Genomic DNA, 21,252 nt, shown 5'->3' with positions numbered 1-21,252 from the left:
CGGGGGGAAGGGCTCCGAGCATGGCGGATCCCCGGGGGGCTAGCGTCGCCGATCGCCAGACCTCGCAGCGCGGCGCCGAATCGAGGCGGAAGGCCGCGATCCGACTTGCGGACTGGGCCCCGAGCAGCGACACGGGCCCTCGGGGGACCGGCGCGCGCCGGGGTGCGGGAGAGGTCTGGCACGAACGGGCCGTCGGTCCGCGGCAGTCAGGCGACGGACAGGCGCCTGGCACCGTGCAAACGCCTGACTGCCGCATTGGCGGAGTCGTCCCCGCGCCCACCGGTCCCGACCCGCTCAACTGCCATTTCGACGCGCCATTGTGGCCCGCCCGATTGCCGAATCCCTCCTTGGAGCCCGTGGACGCCCATCGATGGTCCGGCACGCCCCTTGCAAAAGGAGACCCGGAGATCGCCATGCAACAACTGCCCTACACCAACCGTTCCGTCGAAGCGCTTCAATCCGCCACCCAGGCCGCCCAGGCGGCCGGACACCCCCAGGTCGTCCCCGCCCACCTGGCGGCGGCGTTGATGGACCAGCCCGAGGGGGTCATGTCCGCGCTGCTGTCGAAGCTCGGGGTCGAGCTCTCGGCCCTGCGACGCGAGCTGAGCGGCCGGCTCGCCAAGCTCCCGACCCAGTCCGGCGGACAGACCACACCGTCCCAAGCCCTCGGCGAGACGATCAACCAGGCCCAGATCGACGCCCGCAAGATGGGCGACGAGTACGTCTCCACCGAGCACCTGCTCCTGGCCCTGACCCACAAGGGTGGGCCCGAGGTCGCCGGTCTCTTCGCGGCGCGCAACCTGACCCCGGCGCGGCTCGAGGCCGCGCTCGCGGAGGTGCGCGGTGACCGCAAGGTCGACTCGCCCGACCCGGAGTCCACCTTCGAGGCGCTCAAGAAGTACGCCCGCGACCTCACGGCGGACGCCCGCGCAGGCAAGCTCGATCCCGTCATTGGCCGCGACGTCGAGATCCGCCGCGTGTGCCAGGTGCTCTCGCGCCGGCGCAAGAACAACCCCGTGCTGATCGGCGATCCGGGTGTCGGCAAGACGGCGATCGTCGAGGGCCTCGCCAACCGCATCGTGTCCGGCGACGTGCCCGAGACGCTCAAGAACAAGACCATCATGTCGCTCGAGATGGGCACGCTGCTCGCCGGTGCGAAGTACCGCGGCGAGTTCGAGGAACGCCTCAAGGCCGTGCTGGACGAGATCGGCGAGGCCGGCGGCGACATCGTGCTGTTCATCGACGAGCTGCACACGCTGATCGGAGCGGGCGGCGCGGAGGGTGCGATCGACGCGGCCAACATGCTCAAGCCGGCGCTGGCTCGGGGCGAGCTGCACTGCATCGGCGCAACGACCCTCGACGAGTACCGAAAGCACATCGAGAAGGACAAGGCCCTCGAGCGCCGCTTCCTGCCCGTGCTGGTCGACGAGCCCTCCGTCGAGGACTCGATCGCGATCCTGCGCGGGCTGAAGGAGCGCTACGAGGTGCACTACGGCGTGCGCATCCTGGACGAGGCCCTGGTCTCCGCCGCGCGCCTGGCCGATCGGCACATCACCGCCCGCTTCCTGCCCGACAAGGCCATCGACTGCGTCGACGAGGCCGCGGCCCAGCTGCGGATGACGATCGACTCCCTGCCGCCGGCCCTGGACGAGCTGGAGCGCAAGCGCCGCACCCTGGAGATCGAGCGCACGGCCCTGTCGTCCGAGTCCAGCCGCTCCAACGCCCGCCGCATCGAGGACATCGCCGGCGAGCTGGCGGAGATCGGCGAGAGCGTCTCGGCCCTGCGCGGCCGCTGGGAACGCGAGAAGGAACTGATCACCAAGATCCGCGCCGGGCGGGCCCTGGTCGAGAGCCTGCGCGCCGAGGCCGAGCGCGGCGAACGCGAGGGTCAGTTCGAGCGCGTCGGTCAGATCCGCTACAGCGAGCTGCCCGAGGCCGAACGCAACATCGCCGCCAACGAGCAGGCGCTGACCCAGGCCCAGGCCGACGGCGCGCTGCTGCCTGAGGAAGTCGACGCCGAGATGATCGCCGGCGTGATCGCGCGCTGGACCGGCATCCCGGCCCAGCGCCTGCTGGAGACCGAGCGCGACCGCCTGGTCCACATGGAGGATCGCCTGGCGGAGCGGGTGATCGGTCAGCCGGAGCCCCTGCGGGCGATCGCCGAGGCCGTGCGCCGCTCGCGCGCCGGCCTGCAGGACACCGACCGCCCCCTGGGCTCGTTCCTGCTCTTGGGTCCAACCGGCGTTGGCAAGACCGAGACCGCCCGCGCCCTGGCCGACTTCCTGTTCGACGACGAGCACGCCATGGTTCGGGTCGACATGAGCGAGTTCATGGAGAAGCACGCCGTCAGCCGCCTGATCGGCGCGCCCCCCGGCTACGTCGGCTACGACGAGGGTGGGGTCCTGACCGAAGCCGTGCGGCGCAAGCCCCACGCGGTGATCCTGCTCGACGAGGTCGAGAAGGCCCACCCGGACGTGTTCAACGTGTTGCTGCAGTTGCTCGACGACGGGCGCTTGACCGACGGCAAGGGCAACGTGGTCGACTTCACCCAGACGTTGGTGTTGATGACCAGCAACCTGCGCCGCGAGGACCAACTGCGTGAGTTCTTCCGGCCCGAGTTCCTGAACCGCCTGGACGAGGTGCTGACCTATCAGCCGCTGAAGATGGAGCAGCTGCACGGCATCGTCGACGTGCAACTCCAGCGCCTGCGTGGTCACCTGGCCGAGCAGGAGATCGAGCTCGACGTGAGCCTGTCCGCCAAGGACCAGCTCGCGACCGAGGGCTTCGACGAGGAGTTCGGCGCGCGCCCGCTCAAGCGGGTGATCCAGAAGCGCGTCCAGAACCTCCTGGCCGACGCGATCCTCAAGGGCGACCTGGGGCGGGGCGACCGGGCCGAGGTCGACCTGGTGGACGGCGTCTTCACCCTGCGGGTGCACCGCGCGCCCGCGGAGGAGCCGGGCGAGGGCGCGTCAGCGTCCGCGGGGAGCGAGCCACACGCGACCTCGAGCACGAGGTCGTAGCGAGCGGTCGGTTAGGCGGCGGTCTTGTGCCTGGCACCTGACGTCCGCCTAGCCGACGCCATGGGTCGGCTCGTGCTCGACCGGGGGTCTGATCCGAATCGCGGGCGAGGAGTAGACTCGACCCGTGCCGAGTCCCCGGGTCACAGGAATCAGCAAGCGGCGCCGCCTAGCGGTGTCGATCCTCGCGCTGCTGTCGATCCCCTTCGTCGCGGAAGCCGGCCTGCGCTGGATGCTGTTCGGCAGCGACCCGATCGCCAACCGTTTGGGACCGGGGATTCGCCACGCGGACCTCTACGCCGACTTCTCCCACGACGAGGCCTGGTGGCTGCTCCACGCTCGCTTCGAGCCGCTGATGGTCGAGCAGTTCGACACCTACACGCGACCGGATCCGCTGCTGGGTTGGCGCAACGCGGTGCTGATCGGCGACACCTTCGAGCACCAGGCGGAGTCCCTGCTCGGCGCGCGGCGCGCGGTGCTGTTCTACGGCGCCTCCTTCGTCAACGCGGAGTACACCCTGCGCCTGCTCGACTCGCCCCTGGGCGCGAGCCACGGCCTGCTCACCTACGGCATGGGCGGCTTTGGCCTGGGCCAGTCCTGGCTGCTCGAGCGTGAGACGCTGCCGCGCTTCGCGGGGGGCGATCCAATGGTCCTGTTCGGCGTGGTCACCGATGCGGACCTGCCGCGCGCGAACATGGGCGTGCGCGAGGGCCCGAAGCCGCGCTTCGCGCTCCAGACCGACGGTACCGTGGCGATCGAGCCCTGCACGCCCGGCACCATGCGCGAGACGGTCGGGCGGGAGCCCGTGGAGATCACGAGCTACTTGTGGGCCTGGCTGAGCGGGCTCGAATCGCCCCTGCCCTCCCTGCGCCAGTCCGCCGAGCGGCGGCGGGCCGAGCGTCACGAGCAGGTCCTGGCGGTCAACCTGGCCCTGCTCGGCCGCGCGCGCGACACCGCGCGTGACGCCGGAGCGGACTTCGCAGTGGTGCTGTTCCACGGGCCCGACGCCCTGCGCTATCCGCCGGACTCGACCGAGCGCGCGGTGCTCGAGTACCTCGAGACCGCGGGCATCGACGTGATCGACTCGCGGCCGGCATTCGAGGCGCTGGTTGCGGCCGGCGACGACCTGGGCGACTACTTCCACCCGCCGGATCACCCCGAGGCCAACCACCCCAACGAGGCCGGTCGAGAGGTGATCGCGCAGCTCCTGGTCCGCGCGATCGCAAAGCGCGAGGGGGCCGGGAGCCCCGTCGGACCCACGGACCCGGCCGAGACGTCGCGCTGAAGCGCCGGCGGCGAATCGGCCGTAGGCTCCCCGAGTCCCTTGCGCTACTCGAACATCGCGGACCCCCGCAGGCCGCCTCACGGGCCCGGACCCCGGCTAGCCTTGGTTCATGGTCGCCCCGACCGCGAAGCGCCGCCGCGGACGGCAGTGGGTGTTGGTCGCCTCCCTGCTCGCCATTCCTCTCGTAGCGGAGCTGGGCCTGCGCTGGATGCTCTTCGGCGCGGATCCGGCCGCGCGGGCCCTCGGCCAGGGCCTGCGCCGCGCGGGGCTCTACGCCCACCCCGATCGGGACGAGGCCTACTGGAAGCTGCGCGGGCGCTTCGAGCCGCAGCTCGTCGAGCGCATCGACGAGCACATGGAGCCGGACCCCATGGTCGGTTGGCGGGCGGCCGAGCTCTTGAACGAGGCGCTGCACCACGCCTTCGAGGACAGGCTCGGCGAGCGCCGCCCGGTGCTCTTCTTCGGCGCGTCCTTCGTGACGCCCAACTACACCGGGTACGTCAACGACTCGGAGCTGGGCGCGACCCACGGCCTGCTGACCTACGGCGTCTCCGGCTTCGGCCTGGGCCAGTCGATGCTGCTCGCGCGCAGCACCCTGCCGCGCTTCGAGGGGCGCCGCCCGCTGGTGCTGCTGGCGGTCGTGATCGACGCGGACCTACCCCGCGCGGCCCTGGCCGTGCGCGAGGGGGCGAAGCCGAGCTTTGCCTTGAACGGAGACGGCGACCTGGTGCAACGGCCCTTCGAGCCCGGCACCCTGGCCGAGGTGGCCGAGCGCGAACCGGTGGGTATCGCCAGCTACCTCCTGGCTTGGCTGGCCGGTCCCGCATCGCCCTTCGGCGCACCGATCCAGGCCCGCGACCTCGACCCGACCGACCGCGAGCGCGAACTGCTCGACCTCAACCTCGAGCTGATCGCAGCCGCCCGCGACGACGCCGAGGCTGCCGGCGGCGAGTTCGCGCTGGTCCTCTTCAATGGGCCGAAGACCCTCGCCCAGCCGCCCTCAGCGATCGAGCGCGACTTGCTCGAGCGCCTCGAGCTGCGCGGCATCGCCTACCTCGACTCGCGCCGCCTGTTCGACGCCGCCCGCGCGGCGGGAGCGCCCCCGAGCGCGTTCTTCTGGCCCGCCGGTCACCTGCGCCAGAACCACCCCAATCCCGACGGGGAGGTGCTGATCGCCGGGATGCTGCAGCTCGCCATAGGCGGACACCGGGACAGCCGAGACGGCGCGGCCGATCCCTACGCGCAGGCCTTCGAAGACTGAGCCTCAGCGCGGCCACACGACGTCACCGAGCTCGCCGATCGCTCCGTCGAGCGCGGTCGAGAGCTGCGCCCCCCCGGGCCCCTCGAACACGAGCGCCGAGGGCGCGGTGAGGACTCCCCGGAAGCGAAAGCGGCCGATCTCGTCGGTGGCTGCGAAGACAGGCAGCCTGTGCTTCACCGACAGCCCGATGCGTTCACCCGCGAGGGGCTGGCCGAGGGCGTCCACCAAACGCCCGGCGACCTCTTCAAGGGATTCGACCACCAGCTCGAGGCTGCGGGTGTCGCTCTCGATCTCGACTGCCTGCTCGACGCCATCGATCCAGTTGTGCGGGGCGATGCGAACCACATAGCTCCCCGTACGCACGCAAAGGCACGCGCTGCGGCCCGCTTCGACCCTGACTGACTGCCGCTCCCGCGAGGCCTGCCGGCGGTCGACCGCCCAGGCGGGCGTGAGGGTGACCACCCCCGCGATCGGGCGACCGTCCCCGCCCCGCAGGTCGACGTCGACGCGCAAGCGATCCTCGAGCACGACGATCTCCTCGCGCTCTCGGCCCGGCTCCAGCCGCCGGATCTCACGCGACCACAAGTCGGGTTCATCGAGCCCGACATGGCCCGAGGACAAGACCCGCAGCTCCAGCCGCTGCCGGGCGGGCGCCCTCTCGAAGACGCCGTATCCGCCGTCGTCCACCCCGACCAGGTCACCGAAGATGACCCCCGCGCGGCGCGCGCGCGAGTCATGGTCGTTGAACTCCGACAGGACCGCAAAGCCGCTCACCCCGCGACCTTCGGCGTCCACGACTCGCACGCGCAGGCGTGCGGCACGCTCCAGCTCGACGACGATCCGACCAGCGTCGAACTGCGACCGGTCGACGATCACGATTGCTTCGCGGTGTCCCTCGCAGCGTACGGCGATCAGCGAGCCCCCCGATCCGTTCGACGCGGGCACGGCTTCGACCTGCGCCCGGCCGGCCTCGTCGGTGATGTACTCCAGGTGGGCGCTGAGTGCACCGGCGGCCTCCGACGGCGTGTGGATCGTCTGGGTGAGCTGAGCTCCTGCGAGCGGCTGGCCCAGATCGTCGACCACCTCGACGGTCACCGGCCCACCCGAGCCGAGGACGATCCGATCGACGGGCAGCGCGCGGGAATCCGCGACCCTCGCCGCCACCAGCTCGACGACGGCCGCCTGCCGCCCGGGAGCCTCGACCATCAAGATGCCGCGCTCGGCTTCCAAGTTCTCGAGCAGGAACTGACCGGGGCCCAGGCGCGACCGCTCCACGCCCACCCATGGACCTTGGGAAGTCGCGCTGTGCCAACGAAGGTCGACTTCGTCCACCGGCGCTCCGGATGCCGACACCACGGCGATGCACGCGGACCAGGGGTCGTCGAGGGTCAGCTCGATTCGAGCGACGCCTTCGGCCAAGTAGCGGCCTCGTTCTCCGAAGCCGCGCAGGGTGGCGACCACCAGCGGCGGATCCGAATGGCGCCGGGCCGCGTCCACGGTCGCGGCCGCGAACTGCACCCGGCCACCGCCGTCGGCGATTGCGCTCCACGCGGACACGCCGGCGAGACGCACCTCGGCCCCGGCAGCGCTGCTTCCGTCCGGGCGCCGCACGAGAACCTCGAGGCCCGGGAGTTCTGTTGGGCGCCGACCTGTTTCCGCGGAAGTCCGGGCGCCGCCGCCGGGGCCGCGGGGCGACGAGATCGGCACACCCGGAGGCGTTGGATCGGAGCTGGTGGACTCGGGAAGGACGACCGCGGTCCGGTCTTCGGTCGCGGGCGGTGTGAGGTCCGACACGCCCCCGATCCACCCTCCGCCGAGTGCGAGGAGCAACACGCCAGCGAGGGAACACCCGGCCAACATCCATCGCATCGGAGCCTTGCTCTCGCCACTGGTGCCCACGGAACGAACCTAGCCTGGTCATCGGACGGCGCGGGCGATCAGCGCCGTGAATCTGCGGCGACACCTTTCGGACCAGCGAGGTGGGCCCGTGTCTCGGTCGATCGCAGCGTGACGCGATACTCAGTCTCGACTTCCCACGACTTCACCAATGTCCCCGGTGACTCCGCCGGGGATCGCATCGGGGTCCGGGTGGAAACCGGGGCCGTTGTCGAATCCGGGTCCCCTCGCTTGCACGACCTCGGCGCCGCTACGGACGAGGGTCCACCTGCATCCCAGGGTGGTCAGGTACTGGATGCCGCCCTCCAGGCCCCGAACGCGGAAGCGTCCTGACTCGTCACTGGCGACCGTCGCCACGATCTGCGCGCCGATACTCGCCGAGATGCGTTGGCCCTGGTGGGGGCGACCCTCAGGGTCGACCAGGCGCCCGGTCAGCTCGCCGGCGGACTCGACGACGAAGGCCTGCTGCTGGTCCGCGCCTTCGACCTCCAGCTCCCGGCGAAACGACTGCCCCCAGCCGCGGGGCCAGATCGAGACCTCGTAGCGACCGGGGAGGAGCCAGACCGGGGTCGGCTCGAGGTCGCTGACGTCCACGCGCCAGGAGTCGTAGCGCCCGGCGGGCTCGCCCTCGGCGGACAAGAGCGTCAGCAGGAGCTGACCCGCGAGGAACTCGCCGCGACCGTCGGAGAGGCTCAGCTCGAGGCGGGTGTGGCCCGCGAGGACGACCGTCTGCTCGCGCTCCTCTCCGGGTTCGAGCGCGCGCAGCTCCTGCGCCCAGGGGATGTGACCGTACTGCTGCGACGCGAACGCGGTGCCGACGCGCAGACCGATGGGCTGGTAGGTCGGCGCGCGCTCGAACACGCCGCGCCCCTCGGCGTCGAGCTCGATCACGTCCCCCACCGCGCCGCCGGACAAGCGCATCCGCAGGCCTTGGGTCTCGAGCCGTTGCAAGAACGCGATGCCCGGCACGCCGCGGCCGCGCTCGTCGACCATGTGGACCGACAGGCGCGCGGCGCGCTCGAGGGTGATCGTGACGGGGCCCTGCTCGGTCGCGTCCTCGGACAGGTAGACCTGTGTCGGTCGGTGGCCGGCACAGTCGGCGTGGAGCCGGCTGATCCCGGTCGGGACCGGGCCGCGGGCCTGGGGGATGCGTGCGCGGCCGGCGGCATCGGTGATCCGCTCGAGGCCGGCGGAGTCCTCCGCGTCCGAGATGCCGGCGATCCACTGCCACACCCGCGCTCCCTCCACGGGTCGACCCAGGTCGTCGACGACCCGGACGTCGATCGTGAGCGGGCCTGCGAGCACGACTCTGCACGGGCGCGGCGCGTCGGAATCCGACCGGCGCGCGGCGGCGACCATGGCGAGGGCGGACCCGAAGTCGGTCGACTCCACCAGCACCTGGCCGAGCTGTCCGTTCAGGGGTTCGATCAGGAACGTCCCGGCTGCGGTCGCAGTGACGGTCGGTCGGCTCCAGGGCGACTTCCCGGAATCGAAGTGCACGCCACGCCAGCGGATCGACGCCGCTTCCACCGGATCGCCGGCCTCGGTTCGCACATCCAACTGGGCCTGCCATGGTGCCTCGAGCACCAGCTCGAGGGTTCGCATCCCGGTCGCGAGGTGAGTGACCGCCTCGCCGTAGCCCTCCATCCGGGCCGTGACCAGAGGCAGACCATCGCGCGCGTCGCGCGGCGCGCGGACCAGGTCTTTGGCGTCGAAGCCCGCCTCGCCCGAGCGGTCGGTCGAGGCCAAGGGCCCCGAGGCGCCCAGCTCCACGACAGCGGCCTCGACGGGCAGCCCGTCGGAATCGACGACCCGCACCAACAGGGCAGCCTGTACCGCGACCCGCCGAGGGGCTGCGCCCGTCGAGAACGGGGCCGCCGGCTCGGCGACGACGGGGACCGCGGAGGCGCGGTCGAGTCGCGTCGACCCGCCCCGCTCCACCGACGGCAGGCCGGCCGTGGTCGCGCCCGCGTCTTGACCGCCGCCGGGTGCCGCCCAATGGCCGCTCCAGAACACCACCAGCGCCACTGCTGCCAGGCCCAGGGCCCGGGCCAGGACGGTCCGCCGCCCACGCTCCCGTCCGTTGCTGCGCCGCTCCCCCATGACCCGAGCCTAGCCTCGACCGCCGACCCCGCGCCTGTCGGGATCCAGCGGTGGAACAGCCGCCCCCCGCGCCCTAGGTTGCACCCCTCGCGCGGCGCTCGCCGCCGAACTTTTCCCGCGACCCCTGACCCCGACCCGTCCCATGGCCAAGCGCATCGACTGGTACTACCACCGCAAGGGCTGAACGAGCTGCACGCGCTCCGACTCGTACATCGAGTCGGTCGGCGCCACCGTCCGTGAGACGGTCAATGCCAGCAAGCAGCGCTACGGCGCCGCGGACCTCCCCGAGCTGTTCAAGGGCGCGTCGAAGGTCGTCGCCATGAAGGGCAAGAAGCTCGAGGTGCTCGACCCGGCGAAGGACGCGGATCGCCTCGCGGACCACGTCCTGGGTCCGACCGGCAACCTGCGAGCGCCGACGGTCAAGAAGGGCAAGACCTTCCTCGTGGGCTTCAGCCCCGAGGGCTACGACGCCCACTTCTGAGCGAAGCGGTGCCCGCATCGGGCCTCGAGCAGCACGTCACGCTAGCATCGCGGCGTGGCGCGCCTCCTGCACCTCATCCACTCCTTCCCGCCCGAGACCCGGGGCGGGATCGAGGCTCACTTGGAGCACCTCGCTGCGGCCCAAGCAGCGGCGCACGAGGTGAGCGTCGTGGCCGGCAGCAACGCCGAGCGACTGAGCGGGCGTTGGGACGGCAACAGGGATCTGCGGCCGGAGCGTGAGCAGGCCGGCGGCGTGACCGTGCTACGCCTGCCGACCGAGACGGAGATCGAGCGCTTCGCTGCGGGCGGCGCGTCGGCGAACCTCGCGCGTTTCGAGCGCATCCTCGACGCGGAGCGGCCGGATCTGCTCCACGTGCACCACTTCGCGATCACCGGTCCGGGGCCGGTGCGGCTGGCCGCGGCGCGCGGGATTCCGGTGGTCGTGAGCCTGCACGACCTGTTCACGATCTGCCCGCTGTTCTTTCGGCTGCGGGACGAACGTGTGCTGTGCGCCGAGGACGTGACCCCCCAGACCTGCGTGGAGTGCCTCGCGCACAGCGGGGGCCTTCGCCCCGACGCGGTCGCCGGCCCCTTCGCAACGCGGAGCGCGGCCTTTCGCGACGAGCTGACCGCCGCGGCAGCGATCCTGCCCCTGTCCCACAGCCAGAGCCAATACCTGCGCCGGGTGCCGCTCCTGGCCGGCCTGACCCTCGAGCCGATCGGGTTCCCGGCGGCCCCCGCGCCGACCCGCGGTCCCCTCGAGCTGCGCCTGCCCGACCTGCCGCTGCACGTGGCCACCTGGGGCGGCTTGGTGCGCGGCAAGGGGCTGCACCTCTTGGTGGAGGCGGCGACGACACTGCCGCCCGACTCGATCGAGCTGCACCACCACGGCGGGATCATCGATGCCGCCTACCGCGCCGAGGTCGAGGCCGCCGCCGGCCAGGTGCCGCTGACCTTCCACGGCCCCTACGCCCCCGACGACCTGGCGAGGCGGCTGGCCCACTGCGACCTGGCGGTGCACCCCTCGCTGTTCCTCGAGACCCACGGCTACACGACGGACGAAGCCCTGCGCCTGGGTCTGCCGGTGCTGGTGCCCGACCGCGGCGCGCCGCGCGAGCGCATCGGACGGCGCGGCCGGACCTTCCGCGTGGGCGACGTGGAGGACCTGCGCCGGCACCTGACCGAGTTCGTGGAGCACCCCGAGCGCCTCCTGACCCTGCGCGCGGGCGAGCCGGGGGAGCTGCTCGAGTTGCGCGAGTACAGGGGACGCCTGGACGCGATCTACGACCGAGCCCGCCAGGCGCCCCACTGAGGGGGCTTGGCGTTCGTACGGTGCCAGGCACAAAGCCGCCGCCTAGTGGGAGCCGGTGATGCCGCCTCCGGCGGCATCACCGGCTCCCACTAGGCGGCGGCTTTGTGCCTGGCACCGTACGAACGCCAAGCCGGGCGAGGGCCTCGGGGACACAGGGGCCGAGGTCGGGCAGGCGCAAGGCCTCGTCGATCGTGAACCACTCGACGCGCTGGCCCTCGCGCGCTCGAACCTCGCCGCTCCAGGCCGTGACCTCGAAGCACCAGTGCTCGTAGGCGCGGCCGCTGGCGGCGTCGGTGTGCTCGATGCGCGCCGTGAGACGGAACGCGGTGGGAGCGACGCCCAACTCCTCGCCCAGCTCGCGAATCAGCGTCGCTTCAGGCTCCTCGCTCGACTCCGGATGGCCGCCGGGCCAGTCCCATTGGCCCGGGTAGACCTTCGCGTGGTCGGGGCGGCGTTCCAAGAGGACGCGGTCGCCGTCGCGCAGGAAGCCGCCGACGGTGGCGTGGGTCGGGGGTGGCCAGGCCCCGACCTCGCCGGGGAGTCGACCGAGCGCCTGGAGGTACCGCTGCGCGTCGAACAGGCGACGACCGAACCAGGCACGTCCCGCAGCGTCCACCGTCTCCGCCGACGACGGTACGACCTCGACCCGCGTCCCCCGCGGCAACAGCTCGAGCAGGTCGGCGCAGCGATCGACGTCGTACCAGGCAGCCTCGATCGCGGCACTGGGCCACAGGGGCACGCGCCAAGTCCGCTCGACGAAGCCTCGCTCCGCCACCTGGCGGCGGCGCTCCACCAACTCGAAGGCGACCATCTCGAGCAGCACGTGGGTGGGCAGCCGCGCGCCGACACGGCGCCAGCCTGCCACAGCTGGCCCCGCGGGATCGATCAGGTCGCGGAACTCCGACCGCGGTCGCGGGTCGATCACCAGGCGCCAGGTCATCGACCGTCCACCGCCTTGTCCACGGCGGCCCCCAACAGGTCGCGGTTGAGCTCGAACGGTTGCCGCGAGTCCGCGGTAACCCAGCCCTCGACTGCCGCGCGCTCTCGCAGGGCCTGCGCGAACAATCCCATCAAGAGCGGATTCTCGTCCACCGTGCGCGCCGCGCGCGCGCCGAGCCGCTCGAGGGCGACCCGCGTCGGCAGATCCAGGAACAACGTCAGGTCCGCCGGTGGGTAGCCGGACAGCGCCTCGGTGCACCAGGGGTCCCAGCCGTAGCGCGCGCTGGCCAGGGCCTCGTGGGTCGGCAGGTAGCGGTCGAACAGGAGCACGTCCGCGTCCGCCATGGCCGGGCGCACCGCTTGCTCGAGGTACTCGAGGCTGTCGTGCAACTTGGCTACTCGCTGCAGGGGCCAGCGGTGCAGGTCGCGCTCGCCGACACAGGCGCGGTTGAGGTCGGTCACGGTGCGGTGGAAGACCCCGTGGCGGTAGATCTTGAGCCGCGCCACGCGCAGCCCGCGCGCGGACAGGCGCGCTTCGATCGCGTCCAGGTGGCTCGACTTGCCGGCCCCGTCGACGCCGCAGACCGCGATCACCAGGGCGCCTGTGTGCGCGTCCGGCGCGGGGTCGATCGCGCCGACCTCGCGTTCGAGGCTCTCGGCGTAGACGTCGATCCCGGCCAGGGCCAGGTTCTCCTGGGCCAGGGCCGCGAGGCGCGCTGAGGGCGCGCGCGCCGCCAGCAGGCGGTGCCAAGCCTCGCGCGCCTTCGCGTCGAGCTCGCCGGCGGGCAGCAGGCCCCACCAGGAACTCGGCACCTTGGAGGCGCGGCGCGCGGTGTACCAACGGCGCTCGGGCGGCGCGCCGGCGTCCGCGCGCACAGCCGCGACGAGGGCACCGTCGAGCTCGACGAAGCCCGCTGGGCCCGCGTCGATCGGCCGGCCATGCTCGAGCACCACCTGTTCGTAGGGCCGGTGCGGCGATTCGACCAACTCGACGGTCAAACGCGGCCCGTCGGTCTCGAGCTGCGCGCGCAGACACAGCCCACGCAAGCAAGCGGCTCGGGGCGAGTCCGCGAGTTCGATGCCCCCGGCGCCCACCTCTCGCGCGCGCTGCACGAGCTGTCGGACGTCGAGCGGCTCCCGCCGCAGGTCCAAGGCTCCCGCCGGCGCCGGCCCCTCGAGCTCGACGAGCTGGGGCCACAGCCAGCCCAGGGGCCCGGTGGGCGGAACGACGAAGAGCGGCGCGCTCAACGGATCAACTCGACCAGCCCCGGGTTGATGTCGAACAACAGCTCGCCTGCGAAGGCCCGCAGGAGCCCGTTGGCTCGGGCGCGGTGCTCGAGGCGCGCGGCGCGCCAGGCGCTCCAACCCTGGGGGCAATGGCGTTGCAGCGCGAGCTCGAGGCCCTCGATCCAGTGCGCGTCGTCCGGAGCGAAGCTCGCCGGGAAGGGCGAGCGCGTGGGCAGCTCCTCGGCCAACTCGACGCCCAGGGCGCGCACGGAACCGGCGGGGGCCGCCAGCAGTTCAGCCAGAAAACCACCCTCGGGCCGCAGGGGCAGGATCCGCACGCCGTCGGCGTCCGCCGGGATCCGTGCCTCGGGAGGCAACAGCGCGCTGGCCAGGGGTTCGACGGTCAGATCCACCGCTTCCAACGCTGCCAACAGGATCGCCCGCGACCGCCCATGCCCCGCGAGCGCCGGCAACCGCGCCACGCGGAACCCGCGCGCCTTGACCTCGTCGGCGAGCTCGGTGGCCGTCGCTCCGAGCGCCCCGGCGTCGAAGACGTTGGCCTCCTGCGCGAGGGCCCCGCGCCACAGCCCCAACTCGCGATCCCCCGCGTACCAGGGCAGGCTCGCGTGGATGTCCGGCGGCAGCACGACCGCCGACTTCACCACCAACGCCCCCGGCGCTCGCCCTTCGGCAAGAGGGGCTCCAGGAACTCGCGCGCCTTGGTCAGGCCGTCCTCGGGCGCGAAGATCGGGTCCTCGTTCTCGACCGTGAGCCAGCCGCGGTAGTCGCGCAGGGTGAGCTCGCTGATCAGCCGCTTCCACGGCACGTCGCCCCAGCCAGGCACGCGGAAGCGAAAGCCCCTATCAGGCCGCGCCCAGTCGCCGTGGGCCATCAGGCCCGAGCGCCGCGCGTTGTGCTCGACCAGCTCGCCGTCCTTGGCGTGCACGTGGGCCACGCGCCCGTGGAGCTCCGCGGCGAAGACCACAGGATCGATCCCCGCCAGCAGCAGGTTGGCCGGGTCCAAGTTGAAGGCCAGGGCCTGGTGGCCCTCGAACAGCGCCAACGCCTCGTGCGCCGTCTCGAGGTTGTAGACGATCTGCTTGGGGTGCGGCTCCTGGCCGAAGCGCAGGCCCAACTCGCCGTAGAGGTCCAGCACCGGCGCGAAGCGCTCGCGGAACACCGGCTGCATGCGCTCCCAACCGCCGGGGTCGGGCCAGGGGAAGGCGCGCGTGTAGTCCTCGCAGCCGACGAAGCCGATCACCAGGTCGAGGCCCAGGGCCGCTGCCGCGCGCCCGGCCGCTTCCAGTCGACCGCGCGCGAAGGCGACCTTGTCGTCGGGACTCCCGGCGCAGATGCGATCGGTGTCCCCGTGGTGCGGCCCGAGCAGGAGCTGGCCGTCCTGGTGGATCGACAGGCAGGTCAGCTCGAGCCCCGCGCGCTCCAGCGCCGCGCGCAGCTCGTCGACCGCCGCGCCGCCGGTCGCCAGGGCGTCGAGATCGACCCAGGGGTTGCCGCGGTGCACCGGCAGTTCGAGTCCCTCGAAGCCGAGGGCCGCGATCGCGGCCAGCCCCTCGGGTAGCGAGCGGTCGTAGAAGGGCTGGGGAGTGCAGGCGAGGCGCATGGGCGGCGGTCAGTCGATCGCCAACCGAGGGTAGTCGCAACGGGCGCAGGGCGATCCCGCCGGGAGCCGGCCTTCGATGTGGTTGCGCCGGATCTGCATCAGGCGCGCGTCGTGCCACAGGTCCTCGAGGCTGCGCTGCGCCACGTCGCCGATGATCTCCTCGCGCCACCAGTCGGAGTTGCAGAGCACCATGCGGCCGTCGAAGAGCACGTAGGCCTTCACGAAGGGCCGCTGGCAGACGGCGGGACGGTCGCTCAGCGCGCAGCCACCGGCGCGCAGGGCCTGGGCGTCCACGGCGCCGGCGCGGTTCGACACGGGACGCAGGAACACCGGCAGGCCGACCCGTTGCTCGAAGGCGTCGGCGCGCTCCGCCGCGTCGCCCAACTCGAGGGCCGAGACCTGCACGCGCATGGAGCCGAGGTCCCCGGCGGCGCGCAGCCGGCCGAGGGCCTCGAGGTTGGCCACCACCGCGTCGAAGTCGAGCCCGACCATGACCGCGCCGTAGGCCCCGCGCTCGAAGCCGTTGACCGACACCGTGATCTCGCCCATGCCGGCCTCGGCCAACTCCACGGCGCGCCGCGCGTCGAGCAGTTGACCGTTGGTGATGATCGTGACCTCGGCCTCGGGTACCACCTCGCGCGTGCGCCGGACGAGCCGCGGCAGGCGCTTGTCGACCAGCGGCTCGTTCATCAGGAAGGGGCTGATGCGCTCGACGCCGCGACCGGGGAGCTGGCGGAGGATGCGCTCGTAGAGGTCCTCGGTCATCTGCCCCGAGGAGAGCGCGCGGGTGACCTGCGGATGGGGGCAGGTACTGCAGGCCGCGTTGCAGTGGGTCGCGGTCTGGACCTGGAGCTTGGTGAAGAAGGGCAGGCACTCGCGCTCGACGTCGACCGCGGCGACGCGGCCGGTGCGCAGGCGCTGCAACAGGTCGCGCTCTCGGTCGCCCTCGGTCAGGCGGTCGATGGCCCTCACCGGCTCGCCTCCGCGATCGTGACGGCTGAATCACTCGGGCGCACCGAATCGGCGATGCGCGCGGCGAGGGTACGCCGCGAATCCTGGGGGATGCCCCAGGGGTGCGCGGCCAGGGCGGCCTCGATCGCCCCGGCGCTGGGCGCGCGGGCGGCGGCCAGGGCGGCGCGCTCGAAACCCGCCAACAACTCCGCGAACGCCAGGGCCCTGGCGGCGGCCGGACCCTCGATGACCGGACTCGGCGGCGGCGCGCCGAAGGGCACTTGCAGGCCCCACTTCTCCACCGGCGCTCCGTCGTCGATGCCGGGCAGGAACCCGCGGTTGGCGCAGGTGATCGCCAGGCGCCGCGGTCGGCCGTCGAACAGCGACTCCAGGGCCGGCACCACCGCCAGCTCGTTCCAGGGCATCTGGCGACTCAGCAGGGGCTCGGGCAGGCGCGCGTCCTGGGCCGTGGCGAAGTGGGCGTGCAGCTCGCCGGCGATGGCGGCCAGCTCGGCCCCGCGCGACCGGCCGCGGGTTCGTTGACGTTCGAGCTCGCGCGCCCGGTGCTCGTAGAGCCGCAGGTACGAGAGCGGCAGGTCTTCGCGCCGCGCCATGGCCGCCGGCTCGACCCCGAACTCACGGGCATCGGGAAGGGCCGCGATCGCGGCCAACAGCTCGGGCAGCCGATCGCGCCCCGTCCCGTCGCGCACGGCGGTGAACGCGCCCTGGTGGTTGAGGCCGATGTAGTCCGCGTCCACCTCGAGCGCGTCCAGCCCCGCGACCTCGCAGGCCGAGCGCAGGGTCGCCTCCGGCAGCTCGCACAGGCCCAGGGCGCGCACGCCCGGCTCCTGCTCGAGGGCTGCGACGAGGATTCCGAGCGGATTCGACAGGCAGATCGTCGGCGCACCGGGCGACAGGCGCGCCGCGCGCCGCGCCAGGTCCAGCACCACCGGCAGGCTGCGCACGGCGGCGGCCAGTCCGCCGGGGCCGATGGTCTCGTCACCCGGCAGGTCCAGGTCGTGGCCGATGCGCTCGTCCTCCTCGCGCCCGGCGAAGCCGCCGACGCGCACGCCCATCAGGACCAGGTCGGCGCGATCCAGGGCCTGGTCCGGGTCGGTGGTGGCCGCATAGACGTGGTCGGCCCCGGCCGCGCGGGCCACGAGGTCGCAGAAGCGCGCCGTGGCCGCGGTCGCCCGCGCGCGACGGCCGAGCAGCACCAGCTCGAGCCGCGGCAGGTGTGCGGCGCGCTGGCCGAGGGCCTCGGCGAGCTGCGGCGTGAAGGCACTCGAGCCGCCGAGCACCGCGATGCGCCGTCGTTCAGAGTGCGTGGAATTGGCGTAGGGCATCGCAGACGCGCTGGATCTCGCGTCCCTCGAGTTCGTGGGAAACGGGGAGAGAAAGGACCTGGTCCGCGAGGGCCTCGGCCACGGGCAAGGCGCCGCGAGCGTAGCCGAGGTCCGCGTGGGCCGGCTGCAGGTGCGGCGGGATCGGGTAGTGCAGGCCGGCCTTCACGCCTCGCGACGCCAGCCAGGAGCGCAACTCGTCCCGGCGCGGCGTGCGGACCACGTAGAGGTGCCAGGCGTGGCGACCGGGACCAGGCTCTGGCAGGGTCAGCTCGTCGATGTCCGCCAGGGCCTCGGCGTAGCGCGCCGCATGGTCGCCGCGACGCTCGATCCAGCCCTCCAGGTGGCGCAGCTTCACCCGCAGGATCGCCGCCTGTAGGGTGTCGAGCTTCGAGTTGGGCGCGACGTCGTGCACCTCGTACTTGCCGCGCTTGCCGAGGTTGCGAAGGCGCTCCAACGACGCCGTCAGCTCGGCCGAGTCGGTGGTCACGCAACCGCCGTCCCCGAAGGCACCCAGGTTCTTGGAAGGGTGGAAGCTGAAGCAGCCCGCGCTGGCGCCGGAACCGGCCGGGGTGCCGTCGGCGCAGCGGGCCCCGTGCGCCTGGGCCACGTCCTCGATCAGGTGCAGGTCCCGGGCGGCGGCCAGGGCGCGGAAGGCGGGGCCGTCGCAGGCGCGTCCGTAGAGGTGCACCGGCAGCAGAGCGCGGGTGTGCGGTCCGATGGCCGCCGCGGCAGCGTCCGCGTCGAGCAGCATCGTCCGCGGGTCGGGGTCGACCAACACGGGCCGCGCCCCCACCTGGCGGATCGCGTGCACGGTCGCGACGAAGGTGTTGGCTGCGGTGATCACCTCGTCGCCCGCTCCCACGCCGAGGCCGCGCAGGGCCAGGACCAGGGCATCGGTGCCGGAGTTCACGCCGACGGCGTGGCGGGCGCGGACGTAGACCGCGAACTCCGACTCGAAGGCGGCGACCGAGGGACCCAGGACAGGGTCCTCTTCGAGCAGGACGCGCTCGAGTTCCGGCAGCAGCTCCGCGACCAGGGCGCGGTACTGACGCGCGTAGTCCTTGGAGGGCACGGGGTCCGCGGTGGGCAGCGCGTCCGCGACGGGAGCGGCGTCCCGCGCCGGCGCCACGCTCGCTTCGCGCCCGGCGTTCGCGCCCGAGTCGACCCCTCCCGCCGGTGCGGAGCCGCCGGGGTTCGCCCCCGCCGCGCCGGTCAACTCGGCACCTCGCTCGGCGCGCCCAGGCGCTCGAGGGCCAGGGCCGCCGCTCCGCGCGCACCGGCCCAGTCGCCCGCTGCCGCCGGCTCGATCACGGCACGGGCGTTGGGCCCGAAGCTGCGCGCACGGGCCTCGGCGCGCACGCGCTCGAGCCAACCCTCGCCGAGGGCCAGCACGCCGCCCATCAGCGACACGCGCCCCGGGTTGATCAAGAGCAGCAGGTTCGCGATCCCCGCGCCCAGGGCGACCGCGCCCCGCTCGATGGCCGCGAGCGCGTGGGGGTCGCCGGCGCGCGCGGCGGCCGCGACCTGGTGCAGGTCGACGGCGCGAGCTTCCGTCGACGCAGATGCTGCCCGGACAGTCCCGGGCCAGCCGTGGCGGTCCCAGGCCTCGCGGGCAGCCGCGGCGATGGCCGTGCCCGATGCGAGGGTGTTCAGCGCGCCGCGATTGCCGCTCGGGTGCTCGCGACCCTGGGCGTAGTCGATCGTCGTATTGCCCAGCTCGGCCGAGGTGTTGGTAGCGCCGCGGTGGATCCGCCCTCCCAGGACCAGGGCCGCCCCGATGCCGGTGCCCACGGTGACCAGCGCCAGGTCGAGGTCATCCGGGGAACCCAGGGCCAGGTACTCGCCCCAACCGGCGGCCGTGGCGTCGTTGTCGACGAAGGTCGCCAGGCCCGTGCGCCGCTCCAGCTCCGCCGCGGCGTGCACCCCTCGCCAGGGGGGCAGGATCACCGAGGACTCGACCGTGCCACGTTCGTGGTCGACCAGACCGGCGATGCCGACGCCGAGCGCCCGCGCCGGTCCGTGCTGCGCCGACAGCTCCAGGACCAGATCGGCGGTCGCGCGCAGCACCGGCTCCACAGCGTGGCCCGCGGGCGTCGCGACGCGCCGCTCGGCCCGCCTGCGACCCGCCGCGTCGAAGACCGCCGCGGCGATCTTGGTGCCGCCGAGGTCCACGCCGATCGCGCAGCCCGCTGCTCGCTCTGCGCCGTCGATCACGCCGGGGCCTCGCCCGGTAGGCCCACCTCGACCACGAACAGACGCAGGTCGGCGTCGGAGTCGTTGACCAGCCCGTGCTCGCCGCCGGCGCGGTTGACGACCACGCTGCCCGCACGGACCGCGAAGCTCTCGCCGTCGCGCGTCATGCGGCCGCGCCCCTCGAGCACCAGGTAGAGCTCCTCGTCGCGGCCGTGGCGATGCAGACCGATCGAGCTCCCCGGCGGCAGCACGGCGTAGTCGACGAAGTGGATCGGTCCCTCGAAGGCGTCCGGTCCGAAGAGGCGATTGAACAGGATCCGGCCCTGCCCGCCGTGGGCCACGGTCGGCTCGAGCTCGAGCTCGCCCAGCTCGCGGCGACGGACCCGATCCCCATCAACGGCGCCGCTCACGCGCGCGCCTCCACCGCCGGCTGAACGATCTCCGCCGCGCGCCGCTCGAAGGCGGCCAACAGCTCGGCCTCGTCCAGATCCGCTACGATCTCGACATCGCCGATCCTGCGCGGCAGCACGAAGTTGAGCGCCCCGCCGCGGATCATGCGGATCTCCGCCAGGCGCGCCACCGCACCGGGTCCGTCCACCGGCCCCACCGGGTCGTCCAGGCCGTAGACCGCCAGCAGGTCGAGGATCGCGCTCGCGTCATCCTCGTCGATGGTGCCGCGCGAGCGCGCCAACTGCGTCGCCACCGCCATGCCCACCGCGACCGCCTCGCCGTGGCGCACGCCCACGTAGGCGCGATCGGTCTCGAGCGGGTGTCCGAGGGTGTGGCCGAAGTTGAGCGGACGGCGCAGATCCGCCTCGTAGGGGTCGCGGGCGATCAGCTCCATCTTCAGGCGCGCCGCCTCGTGGACCACGGCGGCCAATTCGTCCACGTCGCCGGCTCGAAGTCGGTCGGCGCCAGCTTGCAGACGCGCGAAGAGCTGCGGACTCGCGATCACGGCGACCTTGATCGCCTCCGCGATTCCCGAGCGGAAGTCGCGCGGGCCCAGGGTCGCGAGCAAGCGCGGATCGATCAGCACGGCGACCGGATGGTGGAAGGCGCCGTAGAGGTTCTTGGCCTGGGGCGAGTCCACCGCGACCTTGCCGCCGACGGAAGCGTCGAGCTGCCCGATCAAGGTCGTGGGGACGTTGGCGTAGCGCACGCCGCGCATGTAGGCCGAGGCCACGAAACCGCCGAGATCGCTGATCACCCCGCCGCCGAAGCAGACCAACAGGCCGCGCCGGTCGAAGCCCATGCGCGCCAGGCGCTCCAGGAGGTCGCCGAAGACGGCGATGGTCTTGGAGCCCTCCCCCGGAGTTACGGTCAGGAGGTCGGGTTCGGACAGACCCGCCCGGCGGTAGCCGGCCAGGAGGGCTTCAAGGTGCAAGTCCGCGACGCGCTCGTCGGTCAGGACCACGTGCCGGCGGGCATCACAGCGCCGCGCTAGTTCGGAGCCCGTGCGATGCACGAGTCCGGCCTCGAGCAGCACCGAGTAGCTGTCCTCGCGAGGCACTTGGACCGTGAAGCCCAGGGCAGCCCGATGGGTCGGAGAAATTGGGGTCGATCCGCTTCCAAGTGTGCTCATCGTTTTCCGCTGGTTCGGCCCTAGCGGAGCGTCGTCGGG

Annotated in this window: 16 protein-coding genes and 1 pseudogene; 5 read left to right on the top strand and 12 right to left on the bottom strand. The window is 72.7% G+C overall.

Annotated elements, in window-relative coordinates; genetic code table 11:
• The first annotated feature begins 413 nt into the window (after positions 1–413).
• From Pla133_RS03505 to Pla133_RS03495, 3 genes are all read left to right on the top strand, one after another.
• Positions 414–3,020, top strand: coding sequence for an ATP-dependent Clp protease ATP-binding subunit (locus tag Pla133_RS03505; RefSeq protein ID WP_145062482.1), 2,607 nt, complete (start codon positions 414–416; stop codon positions 3,018–3,020).
• A gap of 124 nt (positions 3,021–3,144) precedes the next feature.
• A complete protein-coding gene (locus Pla133_RS03500; protein ID WP_145062480.1) occupies positions 3,145–4,302 on the top strand; it encodes an alginate O-acetyltransferase AlgX-related protein in 1,158 nt (385 codons plus the stop codon).
• Between the two features lie 109 nt (positions 4,303–4,411).
• On the top strand, positions 4,412–5,563 hold the full coding sequence (locus Pla133_RS03495; RefSeq protein ID WP_145062477.1) for a hypothetical protein: 1,152 nt from the start codon (positions 4,412–4,414) through the stop codon (positions 5,561–5,563).
• Between the two features lie 3 nt (positions 5,564–5,566).
• Here the strand turns inward: Pla133_RS03495 and Pla133_RS03490 are convergent, their stop codons facing one another.
• Entirely contained in the window at positions 5,567–7,174 is a 1,608-nt protein-coding gene (locus Pla133_RS03490) for an Ig-like domain-containing protein (protein WP_145062474.1), read from the bottom strand.
• 408 nt (positions 7,175–7,582) lie between these two features.
• Positions 7,583–9,562, bottom strand: a complete 1,980-nt coding sequence (locus tag Pla133_RS03485; protein WP_145062472.1) for a carboxypeptidase-like regulatory domain-containing protein — start codon at positions 9,560–9,562, stop codon at positions 7,583–7,585.
• Between the two features lie 196 nt (positions 9,563–9,758).
• Between Pla133_RS03485 and Pla133_RS25880 the strand changes: the two are divergent.
• Both Pla133_RS25880 and Pla133_RS03480 read left to right on the top strand, forming a co-directional pair.
• Positions 9,759–10,043: pseudogene (locus tag Pla133_RS25880) on the top strand (ArsC family (seleno)protein); the annotation flags it as partial.
• 54 nt (positions 10,044–10,097) lie between these two features.
• A complete protein-coding gene (locus Pla133_RS03480) occupies positions 10,098–11,354 on the top strand; it encodes a glycosyltransferase (RefSeq protein ID WP_145062470.1) in 1,257 nt (418 codons plus the stop codon).
• A 76-nt stretch (positions 11,355–11,430) separates the two neighbouring features.
• Here the strand turns inward: Pla133_RS03480 and Pla133_RS03475 are convergent, their stop codons facing one another.
• The 10 genes from Pla133_RS03475 to Pla133_RS03435 are packed head-to-tail and all read right to left on the bottom strand — an operon-like array spanning position 11,431 to position 21,213.
• Positions 11,431–12,294, bottom strand: a complete 864-nt coding sequence (locus Pla133_RS03475) for an NUDIX domain-containing protein (RefSeq protein ID WP_145062468.1) — start codon at positions 12,292–12,294, stop codon at positions 11,431–11,433.
• On the bottom strand, positions 12,291–13,541 hold the full coding sequence (locus Pla133_RS03470) for a nucleoside/nucleotide kinase family protein (RefSeq protein ID WP_419192086.1): 1,251 nt from the start codon (positions 13,539–13,541) through the stop codon (positions 12,291–12,293). The genes Pla133_RS03475 and Pla133_RS03470 overlap by 4 nt, the downstream gene beginning before the upstream one ends.
• Complete coding sequence (locus Pla133_RS25875) at positions 13,538–14,182, bottom strand: hypothetical protein (protein ID WP_419192085.1); 645 nt, start codon at positions 14,180–14,182, stop codon at positions 13,538–13,540. Before Pla133_RS25875 ends, Pla133_RS03470 begins: the two co-directional genes overlap by 4 nt.
• A complete protein-coding gene (locus Pla133_RS03465; RefSeq protein ID WP_145062465.1) occupies positions 14,179–15,141 on the bottom strand; it encodes a sugar phosphate isomerase/epimerase family protein in 963 nt (320 codons plus the stop codon). The genes Pla133_RS25875 and Pla133_RS03465 overlap by 4 nt, the downstream gene beginning before the upstream one ends.
• A gap of 9 nt (positions 15,142–15,150) precedes the next feature.
• Entirely contained in the window at positions 15,151–16,113 is a 963-nt protein-coding gene (locus tag Pla133_RS03460; RefSeq protein ID WP_145062463.1) for a radical SAM/SPASM domain-containing protein, read from the bottom strand.
• The gene (locus Pla133_RS03455; RefSeq protein ID WP_145062461.1) at positions 16,110–17,438 is read right to left on the bottom strand and encodes a family 4 glycosyl hydrolase; all 1,329 of its coding nucleotides are present in this window, start codon (positions 17,436–17,438) and stop codon (positions 16,110–16,112) included. The genes Pla133_RS03460 and Pla133_RS03455 overlap by 4 nt, the downstream gene beginning before the upstream one ends.
• Entirely contained in the window at positions 17,410–18,654 is a 1,245-nt protein-coding gene (locus Pla133_RS03450; RefSeq protein WP_419192084.1) for a DegT/DnrJ/EryC1/StrS family aminotransferase, read from the bottom strand. Before Pla133_RS03450 ends, Pla133_RS03455 begins: the two co-directional genes overlap by 29 nt.
• Positions 18,651–19,652 carry an ROK family protein gene (locus Pla133_RS03445; protein ID WP_145062459.1) on the bottom strand — a complete coding sequence of 334 codons (1,002 nt, stop codon included), beginning with the start codon at positions 19,650–19,652 and terminating at the stop codon, positions 18,651–18,653. Before Pla133_RS03445 ends, Pla133_RS03450 begins: the two co-directional genes overlap by 4 nt.
• Positions 19,649–20,041: a cupin domain-containing protein gene (locus Pla133_RS03440; RefSeq protein ID WP_419192083.1), complete on the bottom strand. Its 393-nt coding sequence runs from the start codon at positions 20,039–20,041 to the stop codon at positions 19,649–19,651. Before Pla133_RS03440 ends, Pla133_RS03445 begins: the two co-directional genes overlap by 4 nt.
• Positions 20,038–21,213: a 3-dehydroquinate synthase family protein gene (locus Pla133_RS03435; RefSeq protein WP_145062457.1), complete on the bottom strand. Its 1,176-nt coding sequence runs from the start codon at positions 21,211–21,213 to the stop codon at positions 20,038–20,040. Before Pla133_RS03435 ends, Pla133_RS03440 begins: the two co-directional genes overlap by 4 nt.
• Between the last annotated feature and the right edge of the window lie 39 nt (positions 21,214–21,252).

The sequence above is a fragment of the Engelhardtia mirabilis genome (assembly GCF_007748095.1).
GTDB lineage: Bacteria > Planctomycetota > UBA1135 > UBA1135.
Note: the sequence above shows the minus strand (reverse complement) of the source record. Positions and strands in the feature narration are given on the sequence as shown.

Excerpts from the sequence above, each read along its gene's own strand:
- Pla133_RS03505 (WP_145062482.1), top strand. The coding sequence starts at position 414 with ATGCAACAACTGCCCTACACCAACCGTTCCGTCGAAGCGCTTCAATCC.
- Pla133_RS03495 (WP_145062477.1), top strand. The coding sequence starts at position 4,412 with ATGGTCGCCCCGACCGCGAAGCGCCGCCGCGGACGGCAGTGGGTGTTG.
- Pla133_RS03485 (WP_145062472.1), bottom strand. The coding sequence starts at position 9,562 with ATGGGGGAGCGGCGCAGCAACGGACGGGAGCGTGGGCGGCGGACCGTC.
- Pla133_RS03475 (WP_145062468.1), bottom strand. The coding sequence starts at position 12,294 with ATGACCTGGCGCCTGGTGATCGACCCGCGACCGCGGTCGGAGTTCCGC.
- Pla133_RS03465 (WP_145062465.1), bottom strand. The coding sequence starts at position 15,141 with ATGCGCCTCGCCTGCACTCCCCAGCCCTTCTACGACCGCTCGCTACCC.
- Pla133_RS03455 (WP_145062461.1), bottom strand. The coding sequence starts at position 17,438 with ATGCCCTACGCCAATTCCACGCACTCTGAACGACGGCGCATCGCGGTG.
- Pla133_RS03435 (WP_145062457.1), bottom strand. The coding sequence starts at position 21,213 with ATGAGCACACTTGGAAGCGGATCGACCCCAATTTCTCCGACCCATCGG.